The sequence below is a fragment of the Amycolatopsis ruanii genome (genome assembly GCF_003385175.1).
Taxonomy (GTDB): domain Bacteria; phylum Actinomycetota; class Actinomycetes; order Mycobacteriales; family Pseudonocardiaceae; genus Amycolatopsis_E; species Amycolatopsis_E thermalba.
This window is the reverse complement of sequence record NZ_PQHY01000027.1, coordinates 41,596-64,027: the sequence shown is the minus strand read 5'-3', so window position 1 is coordinate 64,027 and position 22,432 is coordinate 41,596. Positions and strand designations below refer to the sequence as shown.

Here is a 22,432-nt window from a genome sequence, read left to right as displayed (position 1 = left end):
GCAAGCCCACGGGCCACTAGGCCGCGGGGCGGAACCTTGGGTTGAGCCGAGTGACGGACCTGGTCGGGGGATTCCGCGCCTGCCGCGCGGCGGGATTGCCGGTGCAGCCGGCGGCATACCCGCGATGCCCTAGACCCCGGGGGGAACTTGGTTGGGCCAGGCGACGGACCCGGCGGCGAGCTCCCCGCCTGGCGCGGCGCGGCTGCCGAGCGGCACGCCCGCGGTCCACTAGGCCGCGCCGGCTCGGGTTGAGCCGGGCGACCGACCTCGTGGGCGGGTTCCGGGCCTGGCGGGCGGCCGGGTTGCCGGTGCAGCCGGGCGGCACGCCCGCGGTGCCCTGACGGGGTGCCGGGTCGCCGTGCATCGGAGCGCGCGGCGGCATGCCCGCGTTCCCCGGCGCGGTGCGGGCGTGCCGATCACCTGGGCCGGCACGCCCGCGCTCCTAACCCGCCGGGAGGAACTTGGCTCGATCCGGGCGACGGACCTGGTCGGCGGGTTCCGCGCCTGGCGTGCCGCGGGGCTGCTGCCGGTACAGCCGGGCGGCACGCCGGCGGTACCCTAACCCGCCGGGACCCACTTCACCGCGTCTGCCCTGGCGGTCGCGGCTCCCGCCGTCAGTGTGACCGCGCTCGACGTGCCCGCCGGGAAGTCCCACGTGCCGAGCTTGAGCCAGCCGCCACTCGTGTAATCCGCGGTGACCGTGCTCGTCACCCCGTTGTGGACCACCGCCACGCGCGCCGCCGGGTCGTTGCCGGACGACGGGACCCGGTAGATCCAGACGTCATAACTTCCCCCGGCGCGCAGGTTCGGCCGCCAGGTCGCCGTCGAACCGGGGGTCTGGCTGTAGCGCGAGCCGTTGCCCACCGTGAAGCCGGGCAGCGAGCTGTCCTGCCACGTGCCGGTCTCCGAGTAGCCGTAGCCGGCGGGCGTGTCGTTGTCGACGTAGTACTCGCGCTGGTAGTACCGGACGTAGTCGAACTGCGCGGTCGCCGGCAGCTTGCTCTCGTCGACCGTCTCGTAGGCGATCGAGGTCAGCCAGACGTTCACGTAGTCGTGCGTGTCCAGACTCGGCGGGTAGGTCGCCGTGTTCGTCAGCACGCCGTCCACGTAGAACGCCACGCGACTTTCGGTCCAGTCGAAACCGTAGGTGTGCCACCCGGCCGACGTGTCGAACCCCGGACTGGTCCACTTGCGACCGACGTCGGTCTTCGTGCCGTCCGGCTTCCACGCGTTGACGCCCTGGCTGATGCTGCCGGGCGCACTGGAGTTGATCTCGAACTGGTCGATCTCGGTGCGCCGGTCGGGGTTGAACGTGGTGCTCCCGTCACCGGCCATCGCCCAGAACGACGTGTGCCAGCCGGAACCGACGGGGGTCTTCGCCCGCGTCTCGTAGTAGCCGTAGCGGAAGGACTGCTTGCTCACCACCCCGCCCGCGGTGTAGGCGTAGCTGCCGACCTGCTCCTTGCGCAGGTTCAGCGTCAGCACCCCGCCGCCCTCGGTGACGTTCGCCGGCAGCTGCGCGCTCTTCACCTTCTGGTCGGTCCGGTAGTTCCACTTGGCGGTGTCCACAGTGGAGTCGTTGAACTCGTCGGCGAACACCAGCGTGTAGCCGGGCCCGGCGGGGGTGGTGACCGGCCCGGCCGCGGTGGCGGCCGGAGCGGTCACCACGGCGGCCGCGACGAGCACGGCGGAGATCAGGGCATACCTCGGCATTGCGGGTCCTCCTTGACCGATGGGGAACTTCAGGCCACGACGCGCGCCTTGGGGCCGGCCGTCTCCCGCACCACGCGCAGCACCGTGACCAGCGTGATCGCGGCCGTGAGCATCACGTAGAACGCCGGGGAGAGCCGGTAGCCGCTGGCCGAGATCAGCCACGTGGCGATGTAGGGAGCCGTGCCGCCGAACAGCGACACCGCGATGTTGTACGGGATCGCGATCGCGCCGGAGCGGATGCGGGGCGGGAACAGTTCGGCCATCGTCGCCGACACCGCGCCGTCGTAGGCCGCGATCAGCAGGCCCAGCACCACCATGCCGAGCACGGCCAGGAACGTGTTGCCCAGCGACATCAGCAGCAGCGACGGCCAGGTCAGCACGATGAACCCGGCGGTGCCGGCGATCAGCAGCGGACGACGGCCGATCCGGTCGGACAACGCACCGGCGAACGGCACCGCGGCGCCGGCCACGGCCAGGCACACCGTCGAGGCGATGAACGACTGCACCTTCGTGAAGTGCAGTGTCGTCTGCAGGTAGCTCGGCATGAACGTCTGCAGCGTCCAGTGCGCCACACCCTTGATCACGACCAGCCCGGCCAGCACCAGCATCGCCTTGCCGCCGGTGCGGAAGGTCTCCCGCACCGGGCTCTCGGTGACCTCGCCCTTGGCCTCCAGCTCGCGGAACTCCGGCGTGTCCTGCAGCTTGAGCCGCAGGTAGAGACCGGCCAGGCCGAGCGGGAGCGCGAGCAGGAACGGCAGCCGCCACGCCCACGAGGTCATCGTGGCGTCCCCGAACGACGCGGTCAGCAGCAGCGCCAGTCCCGAGCCGAACACGAACGCGGCGAAGCCGAAGGTGTCGGCGAAGCTGGAGAAGAACCCGCGCCGGTGCTTCGGCGCGTACTCGTACAGCACCGTCACTGCGCTGGAGGTCTCACCGCCCGCGGCGAAACCCTGCACCAGGCGGGCGACCACCAGCAGCAGTGGCGCGAGCGCGCCGACCGCGTGGTAGGTGGGCAGCACGCCGATCGCGAACGTGGCCAGCGACGTGGTGAGCACGACGATCGCGAGCACCCGCTGCCGCCCGATCCGGTCGGCGAGCGGCCCGAAGAACAACCCGCCCAGCGGCCGGATCACGAACCCGGCTGCGAAAACCGCGAACGTCGACAGCAACGCCGCGGCCGGGTCACCGGCGGCGAAGAAGTTCGCGGCGATGACGGTCGACAGGGTGCCGTAAATACCCATGTCGAACCATTCCACGAAATGTCCCGCGCCCGCGGCGAGCAGCACTTTCCGGCGGGGCACCGGGTCGGCGCTCACGGTTTCGGGCACAGCGACCTGTTCAGACATGACGACCTCGTTGTCCGTGTCGGAGTGGGGATCAGCGCGGTTCCGCTTCCGCGATCATGCGGGAGACGGGGAATTCGACGGTGAAGCCGAGGAGTTCGCGGGCCTTCGCGTTGGACGTCGTGTAGTGCACGGCGGGACCGGGTAGGCGAACGTCCACATAGTTCAGTCCGGCTCGGTGCGCCAGCTCCGGGACCAGCCAGTCGAAATCGACCGAATCGTCCGCACCGAGCCCGATGACCTCGCCGTCCAGGCCCGGCGTTTCGACGGCGGCGACGACACCGCTCGCCAGGTCACGAGTGTCCAGGATGCCCATCCGGAACGGCGTGCCGTCCTCGCCCCGCGACAGCACCAGCTTGGTCGTGCCGTCGTCGTGCGGTTCCAGGGCGGCGACCGCGGCCGCGTTGCCGAACGCCCGCTGCTGTTCGATCTTGCGGTGCAGGAAGAACCGCGGGCCGGAGAAGAAGCTGTCCGGGTCGAGCAGCTCGGCCGCGTCCTGGAAGTGGGAGAACCGCAGCACCACGGCTTCCAGCCCGCGCGTGCGGCGGTAGAAGTCCACAGTGTCCTCGGCGAGCTTCTTGGTCAGCCCGTACGCGCTCGTCGGCGCGCGCGGGTGGTCCTCGTCGAGCGGCTGGTAGACCGGGTTGCCCTCGGGGTAGACCTCGCCGGTGCTGGCGAGCACGAGCTTCGCGCCCGCCAGAGCCGCCGCTTCGGCCACGTTCGCGGTGCCGAGCACGTTGGTCTCGAACAGCGCGGCGTCGTCGGTGCGCTGCCAGGACATCCGGGCGGCCAGGTGCACGACGACATCGGTGTCCGCGCACGCGGCGATCAGACCGTCCCGATCGGACAGTGGCAGGCTCACGGGCGGCGCGACGTCGATGGGCACCACGGTGTGGCCGCGCTCCGCGAGCCGTCCGGTCAGCGTGCGGCCGAGGCGTCCCGCGGCGCCGGTGACCGCGATCCTCATCGGACCTCCCGCACCGGCGTGTGCGCCGGGCCGAGGTAGCCCAGGCCGATGCTCACGCTGTCGGCCGCCTCCACGATGGTGCGGCCCAGGTCGGCCTCCCGCTCGTCGAGCGCGATCGCGGACAGCGCCCCGGACAGCGAGATCGCGGCGACGACCGCGCCGGTGTGGTCCCGCACCGGCGCGGCGATGCACGCGCGGCCCAGTGCCAGCTCCTCGATCTCGGTCGAGTAACCGCGGCCGGTCACGCGGGCCAGGTCGGCGTCCAGTGCCTCGAACGTCGTGATGGTGTGCCCGGTGAAGCCCTGCAGCGGCTCCGGGCCCAGCAGGTCCCGGCGCTGTTCCGGCGACAGGCCGAGCAGCAGGCTCTTGCCCATCGCGGTGGCGTGCAGCGGGTTGCGTTGCCCCATCAGCGAAAACGACTTCTGCGCCAGCTGACCTTCGACGTTGAGCAGGTAGAACAGCTCGGCGCCGCGCCGCACGGCCACGTTCGCCCCGAGCCCCAGTTCCCAGGCCAGCCGCTGCGCGACCGGACGCGCCTGCCGGTAGATGGGGTCGTTGTTGAGCGCGATGCCGGCCATCGTCAGCACCGCCGGGCCGAGCTCGTAGAGCTGGCTCACCGGATCGCGGCGCACCAGCTCGACCGACTCCAGCGTCGCGAGCAGCCGGGACGTGGTGGAGATGCCGAGCCCGACCTCGGCCGCCACGTCGGACACCCGCAGCGCGGGCCGGCCCAAGGTGAAGGCGTTCAGCACGGCCGAGGCCCGCTCCACGCTCTGATTGCCACCGCTTTCGGAAACCATGACACGAAGTATGCGGAGACTTTGCACATTACGCAAGTCCCATGCAAAGATTGGTAACCATGCGCATAGCCGAGGTGAGCACGTACGTCGTAAAGCTGTCCGGGCCGCAGGCCTACCTGGGCAAACTGGAGGACGGCAGTGAGCTGAGCGAGGACCGCGGCTACGTCGTGCGGGAGCCGTGGCGCAGCCTCTACTCCGGCCGGTTCGAGACGATGCTCGTCCGCGTCACCGCCGAGGACGGCACCACCGGCTGGGGTGAGGCGCTCGCGCCGGTCGCGCCCGAGGTGCCGGCCGCGATCGTCGACCGGATGCTCGCCGGGTGGCTCACCGGCCACGAGATCACCGGCGTCCGCCCGCTCTGGCTCGGCCTGCGGGACCTGATGCGCGAGCGCGGACACCTGGTCGGGCACCAGGCTGACGCGCTGGCCGCCGTCGACATCGCCCTGTGGGACCTCTACGGCAAGCTGACCGGCCTGCCGGTGGCCGACCTGCTCGGCGGCGCGGTCCGCACGCACGTCCCGGCCTACGTCTCCGGCCTGCTCCGCCCGACCGACGCCGAGCGCGCCGCACTGGCCGCCGAGTGGGCCGGGAAGGGCGCGACGCTGGTCAAGCTCGCGCTCGGCAAGGGCATCGAGGCCGATCTGGCGACCTTCGACGCGGTCGCGCAAGCCGCGCCGTCGATGCGGATCGCGGTGGACGCGCACTGGGCGTACCGGATCGGCGAAGCCGCCGAGCTGGGCCAGGAGCTGGACCGGCGCAAGGCGTTGTTCTTCGAGGCCCCGCTGGTGCCCGAGGACGTCGACGGGCACGCCGAGCTGGCCGCCCGGATCCGGACGCCGGTCGCGGTCGGCGAGGCGATGCGCAACCGGTACGAGTTCGCCGACTGGCTCGGCCGCCGGGCCCTGCGCCTGGCACAGCCGGACGTGGCCCGCACCGGCATCACCGAGGCGATGTCGATCGCGGAACTCGCGTCGGCCCACCACGTGCCGGTCGCGTGCCACCACTCCGTGGGGCTCGGGATCGCCCTGGCGGCCGGGATCCACGTCTCGGCGGCCAGTGCGGACACCCCGTTCTTCGAGTACCAGCCGGACACGATCCCGGTCGCGCAGAGCATCCTGCGCAGCCCGCTGACCGCCGGGCCGGCCGGGTTCGCCGTGCCCACCGGCCCCGGCCTGGGCATCGACGTGGACGCCGAGAAGATCACCGAACTCGCGAAGGAGAACTGACCCGTGCCGGACACACCCACCGGTCTCATCCCCATCCTGGCCACCCCGTTCACCGCTCGCGGCGAACTCGATCTGCCGTCGCTGCGGTCGCTGGTGGAGTTCCAGCTGTCCTGCGGGGTCGACGGGCTCGCCGTGTTCGGCATGGCCAGCGAGGGGTTCGCGCTCACCGCGGCCGAGCGGGCGGTCATCCTGCGCGAGGTGCGGGCGATGACTTCGCTGCCGGTCATCGCGGGGGTCAACGGCACCAGCACGGTGACGGCGCTGGAACAGGTCCGGGCCGCGGGCGACGGCGGGGCGGACCAGGTGATGGTGCTGCCGCCGTTCCTCGCCAAGCCGTCGCCGGCGCAGGTCGTCGAGTTCTTCACCGAGGTCGCCGCGGCCGGGGTGCCGGTGATGATCCAGGACGCGCCCGGGGTCACCGGTGTGGCGATCGACGTGGCGACGGTGGCTGCGCTCACCGGCGTCCCCGGCATCACCTCGATCAAGGTGGAGGCGCCGCCGACGCCGTCCAAAGTGGCCGCGGTGCGCGAGCGCACCGGATTGACCGTCCTGGGTGGACAGAACGCGCAGGCGCTGATCGAGGAGTACGACAACGGCGCGGTCGGCACCATGCCGGCGTGCGAGTTCGCCGATCCGCTGCGGTCCGTTCTGGACGATCTGGCGAGCGGGCGGCGGGCCGAGGCGCGGGCGGCGTTCACCCGGCTGCTGCCGTTGATCCACCTCGGCGTCCGGCCGGGGCAGGCGTGGGCCGTGCACAAGGAGGTCCTGCGGCGGCGCGGGGTCATCGAGTCGGCCGCAGTGCGGTTGCCGGCGCGGCCGCTGGAGCCGGGCACGGAGAAGGCGCTGACCGAGATCCTGGACGAGCTGGCGCTGCCGGCGTGGCGCGGATGAGGGGCGTGCTGGTCGTCGGCGGCGGCTCGGACATCGGGCGGGCGATCGCCGCGGCGTTCCCGGACGACCACGTGGCCGGGGCCGGGCTGGAGCCGGTCTCGGACCCGGCGTTCGACTCGTTCGTGGTCGCCGACTGCGCGACCCCGGCGGGTGCGGAGGCCGCGGTGGCGGCGCTGGAGCGGCTGGACGTGCTGGTGCTGGCGGCGGCGGCACAACCGGTGGCGGCCGCCGCGGAGGCGACCGACGAGCAGTGGCGCTCGGCGATCGCGAACACCCTGGACGCGGCCTTCTACCCGGCGCGGGCGGCGCTGCGGGTGATGCCGGCCGGGGGCAGCATCGTGGCGGTGACCTCGGTGAACGGCTTCCTCGCCGCGCCCGGCCTCCCCGGCTACGCGGCGGCGAAAGCCGGGGTGGACGGGCTGGTGCGGCAGCTGGCGCTGGAGTACGGGCCGCGCGGGATCCGGGTCAACGCGGTCGCGCCGGGGATGATCGGCTCGGCGGACCTGCCCGCCGTCGCGGAGGGCTACCCGCTGCGCCGCACGGGCGAGCCGCGGGAGGTCGCCGACGCGGTGGCGTTCCTGGCGTCGGCGCGGGCGTCGTTCGTCACCGGCGCGGTGCTCCCGGTCGACGGCGGGTTGTCGATCGCCTCGCCGGCCGCGTTCCTGCGCCCGGACCTGCGCGCCCGGTTCCTCTGAGTGCGGATCTCGCCCGCGCGAACGTTCAACTCGCGCCCCGGAACGTGGAACTCGCGCCCCGGAACGTGGAACTCGCGCGCGCGAACGTTCAACTCGCGCCTGTCGCGAGTCCTGCGCTCCCGCGCGCGAGTCCTGCGCTCGCGCACGCGAGTTCTGCGGTCAGGCCAGTACCACCTTGCCCAGCTCGGCCGGGGTCGCCAGGAGGTCGTGCCTCGGGAGGATCCGCACGGTGTACCCGAGCGAGCCCGCCCGGGGCAGGCGCAGCGTCGCGGTGTACTCGCCCTCCTGGGAGGGCTGCATCGGCACCGTCATGGGCTCCGCCAGCTCATCCGTGTCGCCGACGCGGCCGACCACCGTCTGGACCTCCACTTCGGACGGTGCCAGCCCGGCCAGGTCCACCTTCGCCCGGACGCGGACCTCGTCGCCGACCACCAGGCGTTCCTGCGCCTCCACGGTCAGCTCGGTGTCCAGCACCCGCACCTGCCGCCACACCGCGTCGGCCCGGCGCCGGTACTCCGCCAGCGACCGGGCGCCGGCGTAGCCGTCCGCGGCCGCGGGCGCGCTGGTCACCGCCGCCGGGTGGTAGGCCGTCTCCACGTACTCGCGCACCATCCGCGACGCCTGCACCCGCGGCCCCAGCACGTCCAGCGTGTGCCACACCATCGACATCCACCCGCGCGGCACGCCCGCGGAGTCCCGCTCGTAGAACAGCGGCGCCACCTGCTGCCCCAGCAGGTCGTACAACGCGGCCGACTCCAGCTCGTCCCGGCGCAGCGGGTCGGTGATCCCGTCCGCGGTCGGGATGGCCCAGCCGTTGCTGCCGTCGTAGCACTCGTCCCACCAACCGTCCTTGATGGACAGGTTGAGCCCGCCGTTGAGCGCCGACTTCATGCCCGACGTGCCACACGCCTCCAGCGGCCGCGTCGGGTTGTTCAGCCACACGTCGCAACCGCGGTAGAGGTAGCGCGCCATCGACATGTCGTAGTCGGGCAGGAACACCATTCGTCGACGGATCGCAGTGTCATCAGTGAACCGCACGACCTGCTGGATCAGCGCCTTGCCGCCCTCGTCGGCGGGGTGCGACTTGCCCGCGACCACGATCTGCATCGGCCGCTCGTCGTCGAGCAGCAGCGCCCGCAGCCGTTCCGGATCGCGCAGCATCAACGTCAGCCGCTTGTACGTCGGCACGCGGCGGGCGAACACGCCGGCCAGCACGTCCGGGTCGAACACCTGGTTCACCCAGCCCAGCTCCAGAGCCGAGGCCCCGCGCTGGAGCCACGCGTTGCGCACCCGCCGCCGCACCTCGAGCACCAGCTTCTGCCGCAGGTCCCGCCGCAGCGCCCACAGTTCCTCGTCGGACACGCCCATCTGGCTGGGCAGCTTGCCCGATTCACCACTGCGCCCCCACACGCTGTTGTCACTGTGTTTGCCGTCGAGCAGCGCGGTCAGCTCCCGCGCCACCCACGTCGGGCCGTGCACGCCGTTGGTGACCGACGAGATCGGCACCTCGGCGTCGTCGAACCCGGGCCACAGCCGCGCGAACATCCGCCGCGACACCCGCCCGTGCAGCTGGGACACGCCGTTGGACCGCTGCGCCAGGCGCAGGCCCATGTGCGCCATGTTGAACATGCCCGGGTTGTCCTCGGCGCCGAGCGCGAGGATCCGCGGCAGCTCCAGCCCGGGCAGCAGGCGGCCGTCGCCGAAGTAGTGCTGCACCAGGTCCACCGGGAACCGGTCGATGCCCGCCGGCACCGGGGTGTGCGTGGTGAACACCGTGCCCGCGCGCACCGCGGACAGGGCCTCGTCGAACGCGAGCCCGTGCTCGCCGATCACCTCGCGGGCCCGCTCCAGGCCGAGGAACCCGGCGTGCCCCTCGTTGGTGTGGAACACCTCCGGCTGCGGGTGGCCGGTCAGCTCGCAGTAGCGCCGCACCGCGCGCATGCCGCCGATGCCGGCCAGGATCTCCTGGCGGATGCGGTGGTCGGCGTCGCCGCCGTAGAGCCGGTCGGTGACGCGGCGCAGGTCCTCGTCGTTGGCCTCCACGTCGGTGTCCAGCAACAGCAACGGCACCCGCCCGACCTGCGCCTGCCACACCTGCGCGTACAGGTCGCGCCCGCGGGGCATCGCGACGTGCACCAGCACCGGTTCGGAGTCCTCGCCGGTCAGCAGTTCCAGTGGCAGCGCGCTCGGCTCGATCACCGGGTAGTGCTCGACCTGCCAGCCGTCCAGCGACAGCGACTGCCGGAAGTACCCCGACCGGTACAGCGGGCCGACGCCGGCCGCCGGCACGCCCAGGTCGGAGGCGGCCTTGAGGTGGTCACCGGCGAGCACGCCGAGGCCGCCCGAGTAGTTCGGCAGCGCCTCGTGCACGCCGAACTCCATCGAGAAGTACGCGATCGCATCCGGCGACTGCTCCCCCTGCGGGCGCTGCTGGTACCACCGGTCCTCAGTGAGGTAGCGCTCCAGGTCCTCGCTCATCGCGCGGACGCGGGTGAGGAAGTCCTCGTCCCCGGCCAGCTCCTCCAGCCGCGCCGGCGGCACCGCGGTGAGCATCCGGAGCGGGTCCCGCACGCGCCGGAACAGGTCGTCGTCCATGGACGCGAACAGGTCGCGGGTCGGCGGGTGCCACGTCCAGCGCAGGTTGGTGGCCAGCGCGCGCAACCCGGCCAGCGGCTCGGGCAGGCTCGCGCGGACGGTGAACCGGCGGATTGCTCTCATGGGGATCGACGATATCGGTAAGGTGCGCTGCGACAAGCGTGACGAACATCGAGGGGGCCGGGGTGCGGCGATCGCTGGTGGCGCTGACCGGGGTGGTGGCGCTGGGGCTGGCCGGTTGCAGCGACGGGAAGAGCGCCTCGGTGTCCGAGGGTGACGTCGCCGGGCTGCCGATCACGCACTTCCAGAGCGGGCTCAAGCCGACCGCGCCCGAGCCGGACCTCGAAGTGACCAACGTCAGCAGCACCGAGGCGGACCGGGTGGCCGTCGCCACCATCGCCGACGTCGAGGACTACTGGGCCGACACCCTCCCGGCGAGCTTCGACATGCCGTTCGAACCGGTGAAGTCGCTGCTGTCCTACGACTCCGAGGGCGAGAACCAGGAGAACGGCTGCGGCGACACCAAGGGCAACGCGAACGCCTTCTACTGCAGCATGGACGACTCGGTGGCGTGGGACCGCGGCGTGCTGCTGCCCACGATGATGGACCAGTTCGGGCCGCTGTCGGTGGTCACCGTGCTGGCCCACGAGTTCGGCCACGCGGTGCAGTACCGGCTCGGCGACAAGGCAGGCATCAGCCGGAACACGCCCACGATCGTGAAGGAGCAGCAGGCCGACTGCTTCGCCGGCGCCTACTACCGCTGGGTCGCCGAGGGCAAGAGCAAGTACTTCGCGGTGTCCACCTCCGACGGGCTGAACTCCGCGCTGTCGTCGCTGTTCCTGGTGCGGGACAGCGCGGGCACCGCGGCGACCGACCGGTCCGCGCACGGCACCGGGTTCGACCGGACCTACGCCTTCCAGATCGGCTTCGAGCAGGGGCCCCGGGAGTGCGCGGGCATGACGCTGGACAACATCCAGCCGCGCCTGACCGAGCGGCCCTTCGACACCGGTGACCGGGACGGCGACATCGAGGTCGACCAGGACGCGATCGACCTGCTGGAGGACAGCCTCGACGCGGCCTTCGCCGGTGCCAAGGTGCAGGCGCCGGAGATCGTCGACGGCGGCGCGTCCTGCCCCGACGGCACGTCCACCCCGCCCGCGACGTACTGCACGAGCGACCACACGGTGCGGATCGACCTGCCCGCGCTGGCCGTGCTGGGGCAGCCGGTGGACCAGGAGGGCGAGTTCACCGGGTCCAGCAGCGGCGGGCATGGCGACTTCGCCGCGTTCTCCGAGGTCGCGTCCCGGTACGCGATGGGCATCCAGAAGGGTGTCGGCGCGTCGCTGGACAACGCCAACGCCGGGCTGCGCACCGCGTGCCTGGTCGGGGCGTGGGCCGCGGTGGCCGCGCAGGAGGGTCAGCAGATGCGGCTGTCGGCGGGCGACCTGGACGAGGCGATCTCGGACCTGCTGCGACCGGATTCGCTGGTCGCGGCCGACGTCGAGGGCAAGCCGGCGGCCAGCGGGTTCAACCGCGTCGAGGCCATGCGCACCGGGTACCTGCAGGGCTCGGGGCCGTGCAGCACCCAATACGGCTGAGCCGTCAGCCGATGAAGTCGCCGGTGGCCTTGCGCACCTTGGTGAGCAGCTCGGACAGCTGCTCGGTCTGCTTCGCGGTGAGGCCGACGAGCCCGAAGTCGATCGCGGTGACCGCCTTCGTCGCCTCCTCCAGCCGGGCGTGACCGTCGTCGGTGATCTCCACCAGCGTGGTGCGCCGGTCGGTCGGGTGCGGCACCCGCTTGACCAGGCCGTCCTTCTCCAGCCGGTCCACGATGTTGGTCACGCTGGTCGGGTGCAGCTGGAGCCGCTCGCCCATCACCCGCATCGGCAGCGCCCCGCGGCGGGCGAACGACAGCAGCACGAGCGCCTCGTAACGGGCGAAGGTCAGGCCGTGGGGCTTGAGCGCGCCGTCGACGGCCGACTGGACGATCTGCTGCACGCGCATCACGCCGGTGACCGCCGCCATCGTCGCGGACGGCCCGATCCGGTCCTCCCACAGCTGCGCGGCGCGGGCGATCGGGTCGAAAGGCAGCGGGCGGTTCATGGCAGGGAAGCTACCAGCGGGTTCTTGACCGAGGGGGCAGGGTAGTGCGCAAAGTGTCGCAAGCGTGAGGAGAGCCGATGATCGTCGCGTTCAGCGTGAGCCCGTCCGGCGGTGACCCGGACGGCGGGGTCAGCGAAGCGGTCGCCAGGGCGGTGAAGGTCGTCCGCGATTCGGGCCTGCCGAACTCCACCAACGCGATGTTCACCAACGTCGAGGGGTCCTGGGACGAGGTCATGGACGTGGTGAAGCGGGCGGTGGAGGCGGCCGGTGAGGGGGCGGCCCGGGTGTCGCTGGTGCTGAAGGCCGACATCCGGCCGGGCTTCGACAGCGGTCAGCTGGAGGCGAAAGTGGAGCGGCTGGAGGAGCACCTCCGGTGAACCGCCGGACAGTACATGCCAGGATGGAAGCGTGACAAATCCACGCGCATCAGCAGCGAAGTCAGCCGCCATGTCCGCCGCGCTGTCCGGCGCGGTGGATCTGTCCGCGCTCAAAGCCAGGGCCGAGGCCCAGCGCAACGCCCCGCCGCCGTCGAGTGGCGCCCCGGCCGGGGGTGGCGGCGCCGGTGCCGCGGTCATCGACGTCACCGAGGCCACGTTCCAGGCCGAGGTGGTCGAGCGGTCGCTGCAGCAGCTCGTCGTGGTGGACCTGTGGGCCGAGTGGTGCGGGCCGTGCAAGCAGCTGAGCCCGGTGCTGGAGCGGCTGGCCGAGCAGTCCGGCGGCGCCTGGGTGCTGGCGAAGGTCGACGTGGACGCCAACCCGCGGATCGCGCAGGTCTTCGGGGTCCAGTCGATCCCGACGGTGGTGGCGATCGCCGGTGGGCAGCCGGTCAACGCGTTCTCCGGCGCGCTGCCCGAGAACGAGATCCGGCAGTGGCTGGACCAGCTGCTGGAGGCGCTGAAGGGCAAGCTGCCGGGCATCCCGCCGTCGGGCGCCGGTGGCGCCGAGGAGGCCGAGGACCCGCGCTTCACCGAGGCCGAGGCCGCGTTCGAGCGCGGTGACTTCGCCGCCGCCGAGGCCGCCTACCAGCGGATCCTGGACACCGAGCCGGCCAACGAGCTGGCCAAGGCCGGTCTGGCGCAGGTGCGGTTCGCCGCCCGCGCCGCCGAGGCCGACCCGGCGGCGGTCGCCCGCGCCGACGCCTCCCCGGACGACCTGGAGGCCCAGTTCGCCGCGGCCGACTACGAGGTGGCGACGGGCAAGGTCGAGGACGGGTTCGCCCGGCTCATCGAGGCGGTGCGCCGCACCGCGGGCCCGGACCGCAACCGCGTGCGCGAGCACCTGGTGAGCCTGTTCGAGCTGTTCGACCCGGCGGACGAGCGCGTCGCGGCGGCACGCCGGAACCTCGCGTCGGCCCTGTTCTGAGACGAGGCGGGCTCCCCGCGCCGCGGGGAGCCCGCCTGACGACAGCACGAAGCGCCGCCGTCACATGTCGTGGCGGCGGCGCTTTCGCGTGGGAGATCAGGCGGAGACGGTGTCCCGCACGATGAGGCCGGTGCCGCCGTAGGTGAGGCGCTCCGGGCCGTCCAGCTTGCCCGTGCGCAGCGCCCACGTCTCGAACCACCAGGTGAACAGCGGCGGGATGCTGGCGAGCAGCGCGGTGATCACCACGCGCGGGCGCCAGCCCAGCGGCTTGAACACGGCCAGCGTGACGATCAGGTACACGACGAAGACGACGCCGTGGACCATGCCGAGCACCGGCACGCCGCCCTCGTTCGGGGCGTCGACGACGTACTTCAGGAACATCCCGATCAGCAAACCCGCCCAGGACAGCGCCTCGGCGACGGCGGCCACGCGGAACACGAGAGCGGCCTTGCTGGTCACTGCTTTCCTCCTTGTGAGAAGCACATGAGAAAACGTCCGACTCCGGTTACGTCAACCACGCTGTCGGACGCTTCGGTACCCAGTGTGAGGCGTGATGGTCCTCACTGGAACTCCGGGGGTCGTGATCATCATCACGAGCGGCCGTCCACAGAGGATTCCGGTAGCCACACCGTCACGTGGAGTCCGCCGGACGGCCGGGCTTCCAGCGTCACGCGTCCGCCGTGGGCGGTGGCGACGGCGTGCACGATCGACAACCCGAGCCCCGCGCCGGATTCGCCGCGCACGCGCGCGCCCGCGCCGCGGACGAACGGTTCCAGCAGCCGCTGCGCATCGTCCGGCGCCACGCTCCCGGTGTTCGAGACGCACAACACAACCTGCCCGTCGGCGCTGCCGGTGGTCACCTCGATCCGGCCGCCGGGGTGGTTGTAGCGGACGGCGTTGTCGACGAGGTTGCCCACCAGTCGTTCCAGCAGCACGGGTTCGCCGTCGGTGAGCGCGGGCGCCAGCTCGGACCGCACGTGCAGCGAGTGGGCGGCCGCCGCGCCGTCGAGCGCGGCGGCCGCCAGAGCGGCCAGGTCCACCCGCTGGCGCGAGTTCGAACCGGTCTGGCTGCGTGCCAGCACCAGGAGGCCGTCGAGGGTGCGCCGGCTGTGCTCGACCGCGGTGGCGATGTCGCCGGTCATCGCCAGCAGCTCGGCCCGGCTGGGGTCGCCGTCGAGTGTGACGTCGATCGCGGTGCGGACGGTGGTCAGCGGGGTGCGCAGCTCGTGCGCGGCGTTCGCGGTGAACATGCGCTGGCTGTGCAGCACCCGGTCGCGCTCGGCGATGCCCTGCTGGATGCGGTCGAGCATCCCGTTGATCGTGGTGGCCAGGCCGGCCACCTCGTCCGCGGGCGCGGAGACCGGGACGCGCTCGGCGAGGTTCTCCGCGGACAGGCGCCGCGCGGTCGCCGAGATGGCGCGGATCGGGCGCAGCACCCGGCCCGCCACCAGCCAGCCGAGCACCGCGGCCAGCAGGACCACCACGGTGAGCGCGATCGCGGCCTGGCCGAGGAACTCGGACAGCGCCACGTCCCGCACCTGGTCGGCGGTTCCGGTGAGGTCGGGCGGGGCCGGCGTGGGATCGTCGGGCGTGCGGATGATGAGCAGCGAGATCCGCCGCTCCAGCTTCGAGCGCAGCAGCAGGTAGGTCAGCGCGGTCAGCACGACACCGGCAGCCAGGACCAGCCCGGTGTAGAGGAGCGTGAGGCGGCCGCGAGCGCTCAGGTGCACCGGCTGATCCGGTAGCCGGCGCCGGTCACGGTCTCGACGACCGGCGGGTCGCCGAGCTTGCGGCGCAACGTGCCCACGGTGATACGGACGGCGTTGGTGAACGGGTCGGCGTGCTCGTCCCACACCTTGTCCAGCAGCGTCTCCGCGCTCACCACGTCCCCGCCCGCGGCCAGGAGCTGTTCGAGCACGCCGAACTCCTTGGGCGTGAGGTGCAGCAGCAGGCCGTCGCCGACGGCGGCGCGGCGCGCGGGGTCGAGGACCACGCCGGCGGCCCGCAGCACCGGCGGGCGGGCCGGGGTGCTGCGCCGGGCCAGCGCCTGGACGCGGGCGACCAGCTCGGCGAAGGCGAACGGCTTGCCCAGGTAGTCGTCGGCGCCGAGGCCGAGCCCGTCGACGCGGTCGGCGACCGAGCCGGAGGCGGTGAGCATCAGGATCCGCGCCGTGCCGTCCTGGGCCAGGCGGCGGCACACGGTGTCGCCGTGCACCACCGGCAGGTCGCGGTCCAGCACGACCACGTCGTAGGGCGTGACCGCGCACTTCTCCAGGGCGGCGGCGCCGTCCGCGGCGACGTCCACCGCGAAGCCGTGCCGGCGCAGGCCGGCGACGAGGTACTTGACCAGGGCCGCCTCGTCCTCGACCACCAGAACCCGCACCCGGCCATCTTGGCCGCGGGTGGATATGGATCGCGTATGGCTCGGGCATCGGCTGATCATCGGGTCCGCTCGGTAGGTGTTGCGGCATGACTCTCCGCCGACGCGATTTCCTGTGGCAGGCCGGTCTGGCCGCCGCGACCGTCCCCCTGATGACCTCCGGGCTCGCGAGCGCCGCCAGCGCCGATCCGGACCAGCTGTTCCGGGCCGGGTCGTTCGACGCCGCCGACCGCGGCTACGCCAAGCTGCTCCGCAAGGACCCCGCGAACGCCAGGGCGGCGGCCCAGCGCGGCTACATCGCCTTGCTGCACAACCGTTTCCCGGACGCCGAGCAGTTCCTCTCCCGCGCGCTGGAACTGAATCCCGGCGACGCCGACACCACCCGGAAGCTGGTGGAGTGCTTCGTGCGGCAGGACCGGCACGACCGCGCCGTGCCGCTGCTGGGTGGCTCACCGTTCGGCAAGCTCTACACGCAGCTGGCCGGCAAGCCGTGGGAAGTCCGCGGCGCGCAGGCGGTCCGGCTCCCGTTCCAGGACCTCGATCCGCTGCCGACGATCGACGCCTCGGTCAACGGCGGCGAGCCGCGCCGGTTCGTGCTCGACACCTACGGCACCCTCGACCTGGACCAGGCGGTCGCCGACGAGCTGGGTCTGCGCTCGGTCGCCACGGTGTCCGGTTTCGCCGGCGGCCAGCCGGTCACCCTCCACCTCGGCATCCTGGAGTCGATCCGCTTCGGCGATCTGGAGATCCGCAACATCCCTATGCAGTGGTCGAACCAGCGCAAGCCGCCGCGGCCGGACGGCACGACACCCGCGGGCGTGATCGGCACGACGGTCTTCTACCACCTGCTGACCACGATGGACTACGCAGGCCGCGCCCTGGTGCTGCGCCGGAAGGACACGGCGTTCCGGCCCCGGGGCGAGCGGCTGCCGCTGTGGCTGGCCGGTGACCACTACCCGTGCTCGATGGGCAGCCTGAACGACTACGGGCCGAAGATCGTCACGCTGGACACCGGCGGCATCGCCCACGGCCTGGACACCACGGTCGAGATCGCCGAGCGCGCGGGCATCGCGGTGGACCACGCCAACCCCGGCGAGCTCAACGGCAGGCCGGTCTACCCGATCGTCGCCGAGCGGGTCTCGATGGGCCGGGCCGTCGCCCACGACGTGCGCGGATCGGCGAGCGACGGTCCCGTCATGGGCACGCCCGGCCCCGGGCAGTCGGCGATGTTCGGGTTCGACATCGTCGCCAACTTCACCCACGAGTTCTTCAAGCCCTTCGCGCTCACCTTCGACTACACCGGCATGAACTGCTACCTGGAGCGGTGACCCCGGCCGGGCGGCGGTTGACACACCGCCGCCCGGTGGTGTGAAATCCACCCGCTATGACAACGTTGTCGCCGGGTCCGGGGAAGGCGTCGCGGCGCGCCACGATGAACGACGTCGCCCGGCTGGCCGGGGTGAGCATCAAGACGGTCTCCCGGGTGGTCAACGACGAGCCGGCGGTGCACCCGGAGACCGCCGAACGCGTGCTGGCCGCCATCGACGAGCTCGGGTTCCGGCGCAACCTCGGCGCCCGCAACCTGCGGCGCGGCTCGACCACCGGCACCATCGGCCTGGTCGTCGAGGACGTGGGCAACCCGTTCTACTCCGAACTCACCCGCGCGGCCGAGAAGGTCGCCACCGCCTTCGGCAGGCACGTGCTGTCCGGCTCGTCGGAGGAGGACTCCGACCGCGAACGCGAACTGACCCTCGAATTCTGCTCCCGCCGGGTCGACGGGCTGCTCATCGTCCCGGCCGGCACCCAGCACGGCTACCTGCTGCCGGAGATGCGCGCGGGCACGCCGGTGGTGTTCGTGGACCGCCCGGCCGGGGACATCGCCGCCGACACCGTGCTGGTCGACAACCTGGGCGGCACCGTCGAGGCGGTCGCCCACCTGGCCCGGCACGGGCACCGCCGCATCGCCTTCGTCGGCGACCGGCCGGACATCTACACCGCCGCCGAGCGCCTGCGCGGCTACCGCGAGGGGTGCGCCCGCGCCGGGCTGCGCTTCGACGAGCGCCTGGCGATCCTGCGCCCGCCCACCCGGCAGAGCGTCGCCGACGCGGTGGCCCGCCTGCTCGCCGATCCCGATCCGGCCACCGCGATCATCGCCGGCAACAACCGCGTCACCGTCCACCTGCTGCGGGCGCTGGCCCACGTCACGCCGCGCCCGGCCGTCGTCGGTTTCGACGACTTCGAACTGGCCGACCTGCTCGACCCGCCGGTGACCGTCGTCGCGCACGACGTGAGCCGTCTCGGGTCGGCGGCGGCCGAGCTGTTGTTCGCCCGCATCAACGGCGATGCCTCCGCACCGAGAAAGGTTGTCCTGCCCGTGCACCTCGTTCCCCGCGGCTCCGGTGAGGTGGCCCCGTGACCGCCCCGATCAAGCTCCCGGCCAACCAGCCGGCCCAGTTCTACCGCGGCGGCGCGGCCATCGCCGAACTCCGCGGAGCATCCACTCAGGACTCGGCGTTCGGTCCCGAAGACTGGGTCGCCTCGACCACGACCCGCTTCGGCCAGGAGGAGGCCGGGCTGACCCGGCTGCCCGACGGCCGCTGGCTGCGGGACGCCGTCCGCGACGACCCGAAGTCCTGGCTCGGCGCCGAGCACGTGGCCGCGTTCCACGACTCCACCGCGCTGCTGGTCAAGCTGCTCGACGCGGGCCAGCGGCTGCCGGTGCACTTCCACCCCACCGACGCCTTCGCGCGCGAGCACTTCGACTCGCACTTCGGCAAGACCGAGGCCTGGATCGTGGTCGGCACCAGCGGCGACGACCCGCGCGTCCACCCCGGCTTCCGGGACACCGTCAGCCCGGCCACGGTCGGCGAATGGGTGCGCGAGCAGGACACCGACGCGATGCTCAGCGCGCTGAACAGCGTCCCGGTCCGCCCCGGCGACACGGTCTACATCCCGGCCGGTCTGCCGCACGCGATCGGCGCGGGCGTGTTCGTCGTCGAACTCCAGCAGCCGACCGACTTCTCGCTGACCATCGAGTGGCGGAACTTCCTGGACGACCCGGACCAGGGGCACCTCGGCCTCGGGTTCGACACCGCGCTGCGGGCCCTGGACACCTCCGGCTGGGACGACGACCGGCTGGCGAGCATCGTCAAGCACACCGCGGACGAGCCCGGGTCCACTGTGGACCTGCTGGCCGCCGGGTCGGCGGAGTTCTTCCGCGCCGACCAGCTGCGCCCGTCCCCCGCCCTCGCGCTCGACCCGTCGTTCGCCGTGCTGGTGGCGCTCGACGGCCGGGGCACGCTGCGCACCGAGCACGGCGGGGAGATCGCCGTGGCGAAGGGCGAGACGCTGGTGGTGCCGCACGCCGCCGGGCAGCTCGAACTGGCCGGCGACCTGACCGTCATCCGCTGTCGTCCCCCGGCGCCCGGAGCGCGCTGATGAGCGACACCGTCCTGCTGGACGCGCGGAACCTGGTCAAGCACTACGGCTCGGTGGAGGCCCTGCGCGGCGCCTCCTTCCAGGCCCGCGCGGGTGAGGTGACCGCACTGATCGGGGACAACGGCGCGGGGAAGTCCACCCTCGTCAAGTGCCTGTCCGGTGCGGAGCAGCCGACCTCCGGCGAGATCCGGCTGGACGGCAGGACGGTGTCGCTCGACTCACCGGTGACCGCGCGGCGGCTGGGCATCGAGACGGTGTACCAGGACCTCGCGGTCGCCCCGGAACTCGATCCGGCGGCGAACCTGTTCCTCGGCCGGGAAATCCGCCGGAAAGGCATCCTCGGCCGGCTCGGCATGCTCGACAAGGCCGAGATGCGGCGGCGCGCGGTCGAGGAGTTCCAGCGGCTCGGGGTGACGTTGCAGAGCACCGACGTGCCGATCGGCTCGCTGTCCGGCGGGCAGCGGCAGAGCGTCGCGGTGGCGCGGTCGGTGGTGTGGGCGTCGAAGGTCGTGTTCATGGACGAGCCGACCGCCGCGCTCGGCGTGGTGCAGCGCGAACGGGTGCTGGACGTGATCCGGCGGGTCCGCGACGAGGGCATCGCGGTGGTGCTGATCAGCCACAACATGCCCGAGGTGCTGTCGGTGGCCGACCGGGTGGAGGTGCTGCGGCTGGGCACGCGCGTGGCCCGGTTCGTGGCGGCCGAGACCAAGCTCGAGGACCTGGTGGCGGCGATGACCGGCGCACTGACCCACGAGGAGGCGGCATGAGGACTGCTTGCAGGTCCGAATCATCGAACACCACGCTCGCCGACGCAGAAACACCGCCGCGGCTTGCCGCGTCCGCCAAGGAGGCGGCGTGAGCACGGCGGTGCAGACCGAGGTGAGCGGCGGGATCGGCAAGCGGTCCCTCGGGCAGCGGCTGATCGGCGCCAACACGTTCTGGATCGCGCTGGTGCTGCTCGCGCTGATCGCGGTGTTCACCGTGCTCGCGCCGAACGAGTTCGCCACCGTGTTCACGTTCCAGACGCTGCTGATCGAGACGTCGGTGCTGCTCGTGCTGTCGGTCGGGATGACGTTCGTGATCATCACCTCCGGCATCGACCTGTCCGTCGGCTCGGTGCTGATCTTCTCCGGCATGGTCTGCGGCAAGACGATGGAGGCGCTCTCCGGCGGCAACGCGAGCGCCGCCGGCTGGGGCGTGATCACCGTCGGGCTGATCGCCGCGGTGCTGGCCGGGACGGCGTGGGGGCTGATCAACGGGTTCCTCATCGCGGTGGCGAAGATCCCGCCGCTGATCGTGACGCTCGGCTCGATGGGCGCCGCGCTGGGTGCGGCGTACCTGCTCAACGGCGGTTCCGACGTGCGCAGCGTGCCCACCACGCTGAACCGCACGCTCGGCTACGGCACGTCGTTCGGCGGCATCCCGAACCTGGTGCTGGTGGCCGCGGTGATCACGCTGATCGGCGCGTGGCTGCTGCACACCACCCGCTTCGGCCGCTACACCTACGCCGTCGGGTCGAACGCCGAGGCCGCGCGCCGGGCCGGGATCGCGGTGACCGCGCACCTGCTCAAGGTGTACCTGCTGACCGGGTTCCTGGCCGGGGTCGCGGGCTTCCTGTCGCTGGCCTACTACGCCTCGACCACGATCACCGCGCACACCAACGACAACCTCAACGCGATCGCCGCGACCGTGATGGGCGGGACGAGCCTGTTCGGCGGGGTGGGATCGGTGCTGGGCACGGTGATCGGGGTGTTCATCCCGGCCGTGCTGAAGAAGGGCTTCAACATCACGCACGTCCAGGACTTCTGGCAGATGATCGCGGTCGGCGCGGTGCTGGTGGCCGCAGTGTGGTTCGACCAGCGGCGCCGCCGCGCACGCAATTCCCGGTGACATCCCAATACAGCGAGGTAGGGAGAGGGATCGGATGAGGTTCGCGAGGATCGCCGGACTGGCGGCGGCCGCGGTGTTGCTGGCCGCCTGCGGGTCCGGCCAGGTCGGCGGCTCCGGCGGCGCGCCGGTGGAGAACAACAAGCGGCTCACGCTCATCCCGGGCGTGCAGGCGGAGCCGTTCTACATCTCGATGCAGTGCGGCGCGCAGGCCGAGGCGCAGAAGCTGGGCTACACGCTGGACACCTCGGCGCCGCAGAAGTTCGACGCCGCGCTGCAGACGGAGAAGGTCAACGCGCTGGGGTCGAACCCACCGGCCGCGCTGCTCATCGCGCCGACCGACGACACGGCGATGCTCGCGCCGATCCAGCAGGTCGCCGCGCGCGGGGTGAAGATCATCGAGGTCGACACGTCGTTGAAGGACACCAGCGTGGCGCAGTCGTCGATCTCGTCGGACAACACGGCGGGCGGTCAGCTCGCGGCGGACACGCTGGCGCAGCTGGTCGGCGGGAAGTCCGGATCGGTGCTGGTGCTGGACACGATCGCGGGCACCTCGACGACGAACGCGCGCGCGGCCGGGTTCTCCGAGCAGCTGAAGAAGTACCCGAACCTGAAGTCGGTGGGCATCCAGTTCACGCAGAACGAGCCGGGGGAGGCCATGTCGAAGGTGACCGCGGCCCTGGCGTCCACTCCGGACCTGGTGGGGATCTTCGCGACCAACCTCAACACCGGCGAGGGCGCGGCGGCGGGCCTGCGCGGCGCCGGCAAGGCGGGCCAGGTCCAGCTGGTCGGGTTCGACGCGAGCCCGTCCGAAGTGGAGGGTCTGCGCAACGGCGAGTACCAGGCGCTGATCGCGCAGGACCCGGCGATGATCGGGCAGCAGGGCGTCCAGCAGGCGGTCGCCGCGCTGGAGGGCAGGCCGGTGACGCGCAACCTCACGGCGCCGCTGCACTCCCTCACCAAGGCGAACATGGACGCCCACAGCCAGTACTTCTACAAGCAGTCCTGCTGAGGGAGCCGGGGAGGTGCGCC

At 72.1% G+C, this 22,432-nt stretch carries 21 protein-coding genes and 1 pseudogene; 13 read left to right on the top strand and 9 right to left on the bottom strand.

Features of this window, described 5'->3' with window-relative positions:
* Nucleotides 1-236: 236 nt before the first annotated feature.
* Nucleotides 237-341: pseudogene (locus tag D0D28_RS36835) on the top strand (rhodanese-like domain-containing protein); the annotation flags it as partial.
* 217 nt (nucleotides 342-558) lie between these two features.
* Here the strand turns inward: D0D28_RS36835 and D0D28_RS17070 are convergent.
* The 4 genes from D0D28_RS17070 to D0D28_RS17055 are packed head-to-tail and all read right to left on the bottom strand — an operon-like array spanning nucleotide 559 to nucleotide 4,823.
* The gene (locus tag D0D28_RS17070) at nucleotides 559-1,713 is read right to left on the bottom strand and encodes a glycoside hydrolase family 16 protein (RefSeq protein WP_116111256.1); all 1,155 of its coding nucleotides are present in this window, start codon (nucleotides 1,711-1,713) and stop codon (nucleotides 559-561) included.
* Between the two features lie 29 nt (nucleotides 1,714-1,742).
* Nucleotides 1,743-3,059, bottom strand: a complete 1,317-nt coding sequence (locus tag D0D28_RS17065) for an MFS transporter (protein WP_116111255.1) — start codon at nucleotides 3,057-3,059, stop codon at nucleotides 1,743-1,745.
* A gap of 31 nt (nucleotides 3,060-3,090) precedes the next feature.
* Entirely contained in the window at nucleotides 3,091-4,023 is a 933-nt protein-coding gene (locus tag D0D28_RS17060; RefSeq protein WP_116111254.1) for an NAD-dependent epimerase/dehydratase family protein, read from the bottom strand.
* Nucleotides 4,020-4,823 (bottom strand): IclR family transcriptional regulator, encoded by an 804-nt coding sequence (locus D0D28_RS17055; protein WP_094006179.1) that lies wholly within the window; start codon nucleotides 4,821-4,823, stop codon nucleotides 4,020-4,022. Before D0D28_RS17055 ends, D0D28_RS17060 begins: the two co-directional genes overlap by 4 nt.
* A gap of 59 nt (nucleotides 4,824-4,882) precedes the next feature.
* Here D0D28_RS17055 and D0D28_RS17050 point away from each other — a divergent pair, with 59 nt between their 5' ends.
* The 3 genes from D0D28_RS17050 to D0D28_RS17040 are packed head-to-tail and all read left to right on the top strand — an operon-like array spanning nucleotide 4,883 to nucleotide 7,635.
* On the top strand, nucleotides 4,883-6,049 hold the full coding sequence (locus D0D28_RS17050) for a mandelate racemase/muconate lactonizing enzyme family protein (protein ID WP_116111253.1): 1,167 nt from the start codon (nucleotides 4,883-4,885) through the stop codon (nucleotides 6,047-6,049).
* 3 nt (nucleotides 6,050-6,052) lie between these two features.
* Entirely contained in the window at nucleotides 6,053-6,940 is an 888-nt protein-coding gene (locus D0D28_RS17045) for a dihydrodipicolinate synthase family protein (protein WP_116111252.1), read from the top strand.
* Nucleotides 6,937-7,635, top strand: coding sequence for an SDR family NAD(P)-dependent oxidoreductase (locus tag D0D28_RS17040; protein WP_233157315.1), 699 nt, complete (start codon nucleotides 6,937-6,939; stop codon nucleotides 7,633-7,635). The genes D0D28_RS17045 and D0D28_RS17040 overlap by 4 nt, the downstream gene beginning before the upstream one ends.
* Nucleotides 7,636-7,794: 159 nt before the next feature.
* On the opposite strand, the gene glgP is transcribed toward D0D28_RS17040, so the two are convergent.
* Nucleotides 7,795-10,353, bottom strand: a complete 2,559-nt coding sequence (gene glgP / locus D0D28_RS17035; RefSeq protein WP_116111251.1) for an alpha-glucan family phosphorylase — start codon at nucleotides 10,351-10,353, stop codon at nucleotides 7,795-7,797.
* A 38-nt stretch (nucleotides 10,354-10,391) separates the two neighbouring features.
* On the opposite strand from glgP, the gene D0D28_RS17030 reads away from it, so the two are divergent.
* Nucleotides 10,392-11,828: a neutral zinc metallopeptidase gene (locus tag D0D28_RS17030; RefSeq protein WP_116111250.1), complete on the top strand. Its 1,437-nt coding sequence runs from the start codon at nucleotides 10,392-10,394 to the stop codon at nucleotides 11,826-11,828.
* Nucleotides 11,829-11,832: 4 nt separating this feature from the next.
* Here D0D28_RS17030 and D0D28_RS17025 read toward each other — a convergent pair whose 3' ends face one another.
* Nucleotides 11,833-12,333: a MarR family winged helix-turn-helix transcriptional regulator gene (locus tag D0D28_RS17025; protein WP_094006173.1), complete on the bottom strand. Its 501-nt coding sequence runs from the start codon at nucleotides 12,331-12,333 to the stop codon at nucleotides 11,833-11,835.
* Between the two features lie 77 nt (nucleotides 12,334-12,410).
* Between D0D28_RS17025 and D0D28_RS17020 the strand changes: the two genes are divergently transcribed.
* Nucleotides 12,411-12,710, top strand: coding sequence for a thiamine-binding protein (locus D0D28_RS17020; RefSeq protein ID WP_020420187.1), 300 nt, complete (start codon nucleotides 12,411-12,413; stop codon nucleotides 12,708-12,710).
* Between the two features lie 70 nt (nucleotides 12,711-12,780).
* Entirely contained in the window at nucleotides 12,781-13,695 is a 915-nt protein-coding gene (gene trxA, locus D0D28_RS17015; RefSeq protein ID WP_198958260.1) for a thioredoxin, read from the top strand.
* 96 nt (nucleotides 13,696-13,791) lie between these two features.
* On the opposite strand, the gene D0D28_RS17010 is transcribed toward trxA, so the two are convergent.
* The 3 genes from D0D28_RS17010 to D0D28_RS17000 all read right to left on the bottom strand — a co-directional run bounded on the left by D0D28_RS17010 (nucleotide 13,792) and on the right by D0D28_RS17000 (nucleotide 16,078).
* Nucleotides 13,792-14,154 (bottom strand): DUF3817 domain-containing protein, encoded by a 363-nt coding sequence (locus D0D28_RS17010; protein WP_094006171.1) that lies wholly within the window; start codon nucleotides 14,152-14,154, stop codon nucleotides 13,792-13,794.
* A 131-nt stretch (nucleotides 14,155-14,285) separates the two neighbouring features.
* Nucleotides 14,286-15,425, bottom strand: a complete 1,140-nt coding sequence (locus D0D28_RS17005) for a sensor histidine kinase (RefSeq protein ID WP_240323244.1) — start codon at nucleotides 15,423-15,425, stop codon at nucleotides 14,286-14,288.
* Nucleotides 15,416-16,078, bottom strand: coding sequence for a response regulator transcription factor (locus D0D28_RS17000; protein WP_116111249.1), 663 nt, complete (start codon nucleotides 16,076-16,078; stop codon nucleotides 15,416-15,418). The genes D0D28_RS17005 and D0D28_RS17000 overlap by 10 nt, the downstream gene beginning before the upstream one ends.
* Before the next feature lie 86 nt (nucleotides 16,079-16,164).
* Between D0D28_RS17000 and D0D28_RS16995 the strand changes: the two genes are divergently transcribed.
* From D0D28_RS16995 to D0D28_RS16970, 6 genes are all read left to right on the top strand, one after another.
* Nucleotides 16,165-17,403, top strand: coding sequence for a retropepsin-like aspartic protease (locus tag D0D28_RS16995; protein ID WP_116111248.1), 1,239 nt, complete (start codon nucleotides 16,165-16,167; stop codon nucleotides 17,401-17,403).
* Between the two features lie 104 nt (nucleotides 17,404-17,507).
* On the top strand, nucleotides 17,508-18,491 hold the full coding sequence (locus D0D28_RS16990; RefSeq protein WP_116111247.1) for a LacI family DNA-binding transcriptional regulator: 984 nt from the start codon (nucleotides 17,508-17,510) through the stop codon (nucleotides 18,489-18,491).
* Nucleotides 18,488-19,513, top strand: coding sequence for a class I mannose-6-phosphate isomerase (locus D0D28_RS16985; RefSeq protein ID WP_116111246.1), 1,026 nt, complete (start codon nucleotides 18,488-18,490; stop codon nucleotides 19,511-19,513). Before D0D28_RS16990 ends, D0D28_RS16985 begins: the two co-directional genes overlap by 4 nt.
* The gene (locus D0D28_RS16980; RefSeq protein ID WP_094006166.1) at nucleotides 19,513-20,280 is read left to right on the top strand and encodes an ATP-binding cassette domain-containing protein; all 768 of its coding nucleotides are present in this window, start codon (nucleotides 19,513-19,515) and stop codon (nucleotides 20,278-20,280) included. The genes D0D28_RS16985 and D0D28_RS16980 overlap by 1 nt, the downstream gene beginning before the upstream one ends.
* A gap of 88 nt (nucleotides 20,281-20,368) precedes the next feature.
* Nucleotides 20,369-21,403 (top strand): ABC transporter permease, encoded by a 1,035-nt coding sequence (locus tag D0D28_RS16975; RefSeq protein ID WP_116111245.1) that lies wholly within the window; start codon nucleotides 20,369-20,371, stop codon nucleotides 21,401-21,403.
* Nucleotides 21,404-21,437: 34 nt separating this feature from the next.
* Nucleotides 21,438-22,412 carry an ABC transporter substrate-binding protein gene (locus D0D28_RS16970; RefSeq protein WP_094006164.1) on the top strand — a complete coding sequence of 325 codons (975 nt, stop codon included), beginning with the start codon at nucleotides 21,438-21,440 and terminating at the stop codon, nucleotides 22,410-22,412.
* The last annotated feature ends 20 nt before the right edge of the window (nucleotides 22,413-22,432 follow it).

Excerpts from the sequence above, each read along its gene's own strand:
- D0D28_RS17020 (WP_020420187.1), top strand. The coding sequence starts at position 12,411 with ATGATCGTCGCGTTCAGCGTGAGCCCGTCCGGCGGTGACCCGGACGGC.
- glgP (WP_116111251.1), bottom strand. The coding sequence starts at position 10,353 with ATGAGAGCAATCCGCCGGTTCACCGTCCGCGCGAGCCTGCCCGAGCCG.
- D0D28_RS16995 (WP_116111248.1), top strand. The coding sequence starts at position 16,165 with ATGACTCTCCGCCGACGCGATTTCCTGTGGCAGGCCGGTCTGGCCGCC.
- D0D28_RS17060 (WP_116111254.1), bottom strand. The coding sequence starts at position 4,023 with ATGAGGATCGCGGTCACCGGCGCCGCGGGACGCCTCGGCCGCACGCTG.
- D0D28_RS17050 (WP_116111253.1), top strand. The coding sequence starts at position 4,883 with ATGCGCATAGCCGAGGTGAGCACGTACGTCGTAAAGCTGTCCGGGCCG.
- D0D28_RS16990 (WP_116111247.1), top strand. The coding sequence starts at position 17,508 with ATGAACGACGTCGCCCGGCTGGCCGGGGTGAGCATCAAGACGGTCTCC.
- D0D28_RS16970 (WP_094006164.1), top strand. The coding sequence starts at position 21,438 with ATGAGGTTCGCGAGGATCGCCGGACTGGCGGCGGCCGCGGTGTTGCTG.
- D0D28_RS17040 (WP_233157315.1), top strand. The coding sequence starts at position 6,937 with ATGAGGGGCGTGCTGGTCGTCGGCGGCGGCTCGGACATCGGGCGGGCG.
- D0D28_RS17025 (WP_094006173.1), bottom strand. The coding sequence starts at position 12,333 with ATGAACCGCCCGCTGCCTTTCGACCCGATCGCCCGCGCCGCGCAGCTG.
- D0D28_RS17055 (WP_094006179.1), bottom strand. The coding sequence starts at position 4,823 with ATGGTTTCCGAAAGCGGTGGCAATCAGAGCGTGGAGCGGGCCTCGGCC.
- trxA (WP_198958260.1), top strand. The coding sequence starts at position 12,781 with ATGTCCGCCGCGCTGTCCGGCGCGGTGGATCTGTCCGCGCTCAAAGCC.
- D0D28_RS16980 (WP_094006166.1), top strand. The coding sequence starts at position 19,513 with ATGAGCGACACCGTCCTGCTGGACGCGCGGAACCTGGTCAAGCACTAC.
- D0D28_RS17065 (WP_116111255.1), bottom strand. The coding sequence starts at position 3,059 with ATGTCTGAACAGGTCGCTGTGCCCGAAACCGTGAGCGCCGACCCGGTG.
- D0D28_RS17070 (WP_116111256.1), bottom strand. The coding sequence starts at position 1,713 with ATGCCGAGGTATGCCCTGATCTCCGCCGTGCTCGTCGCGGCCGCCGTG.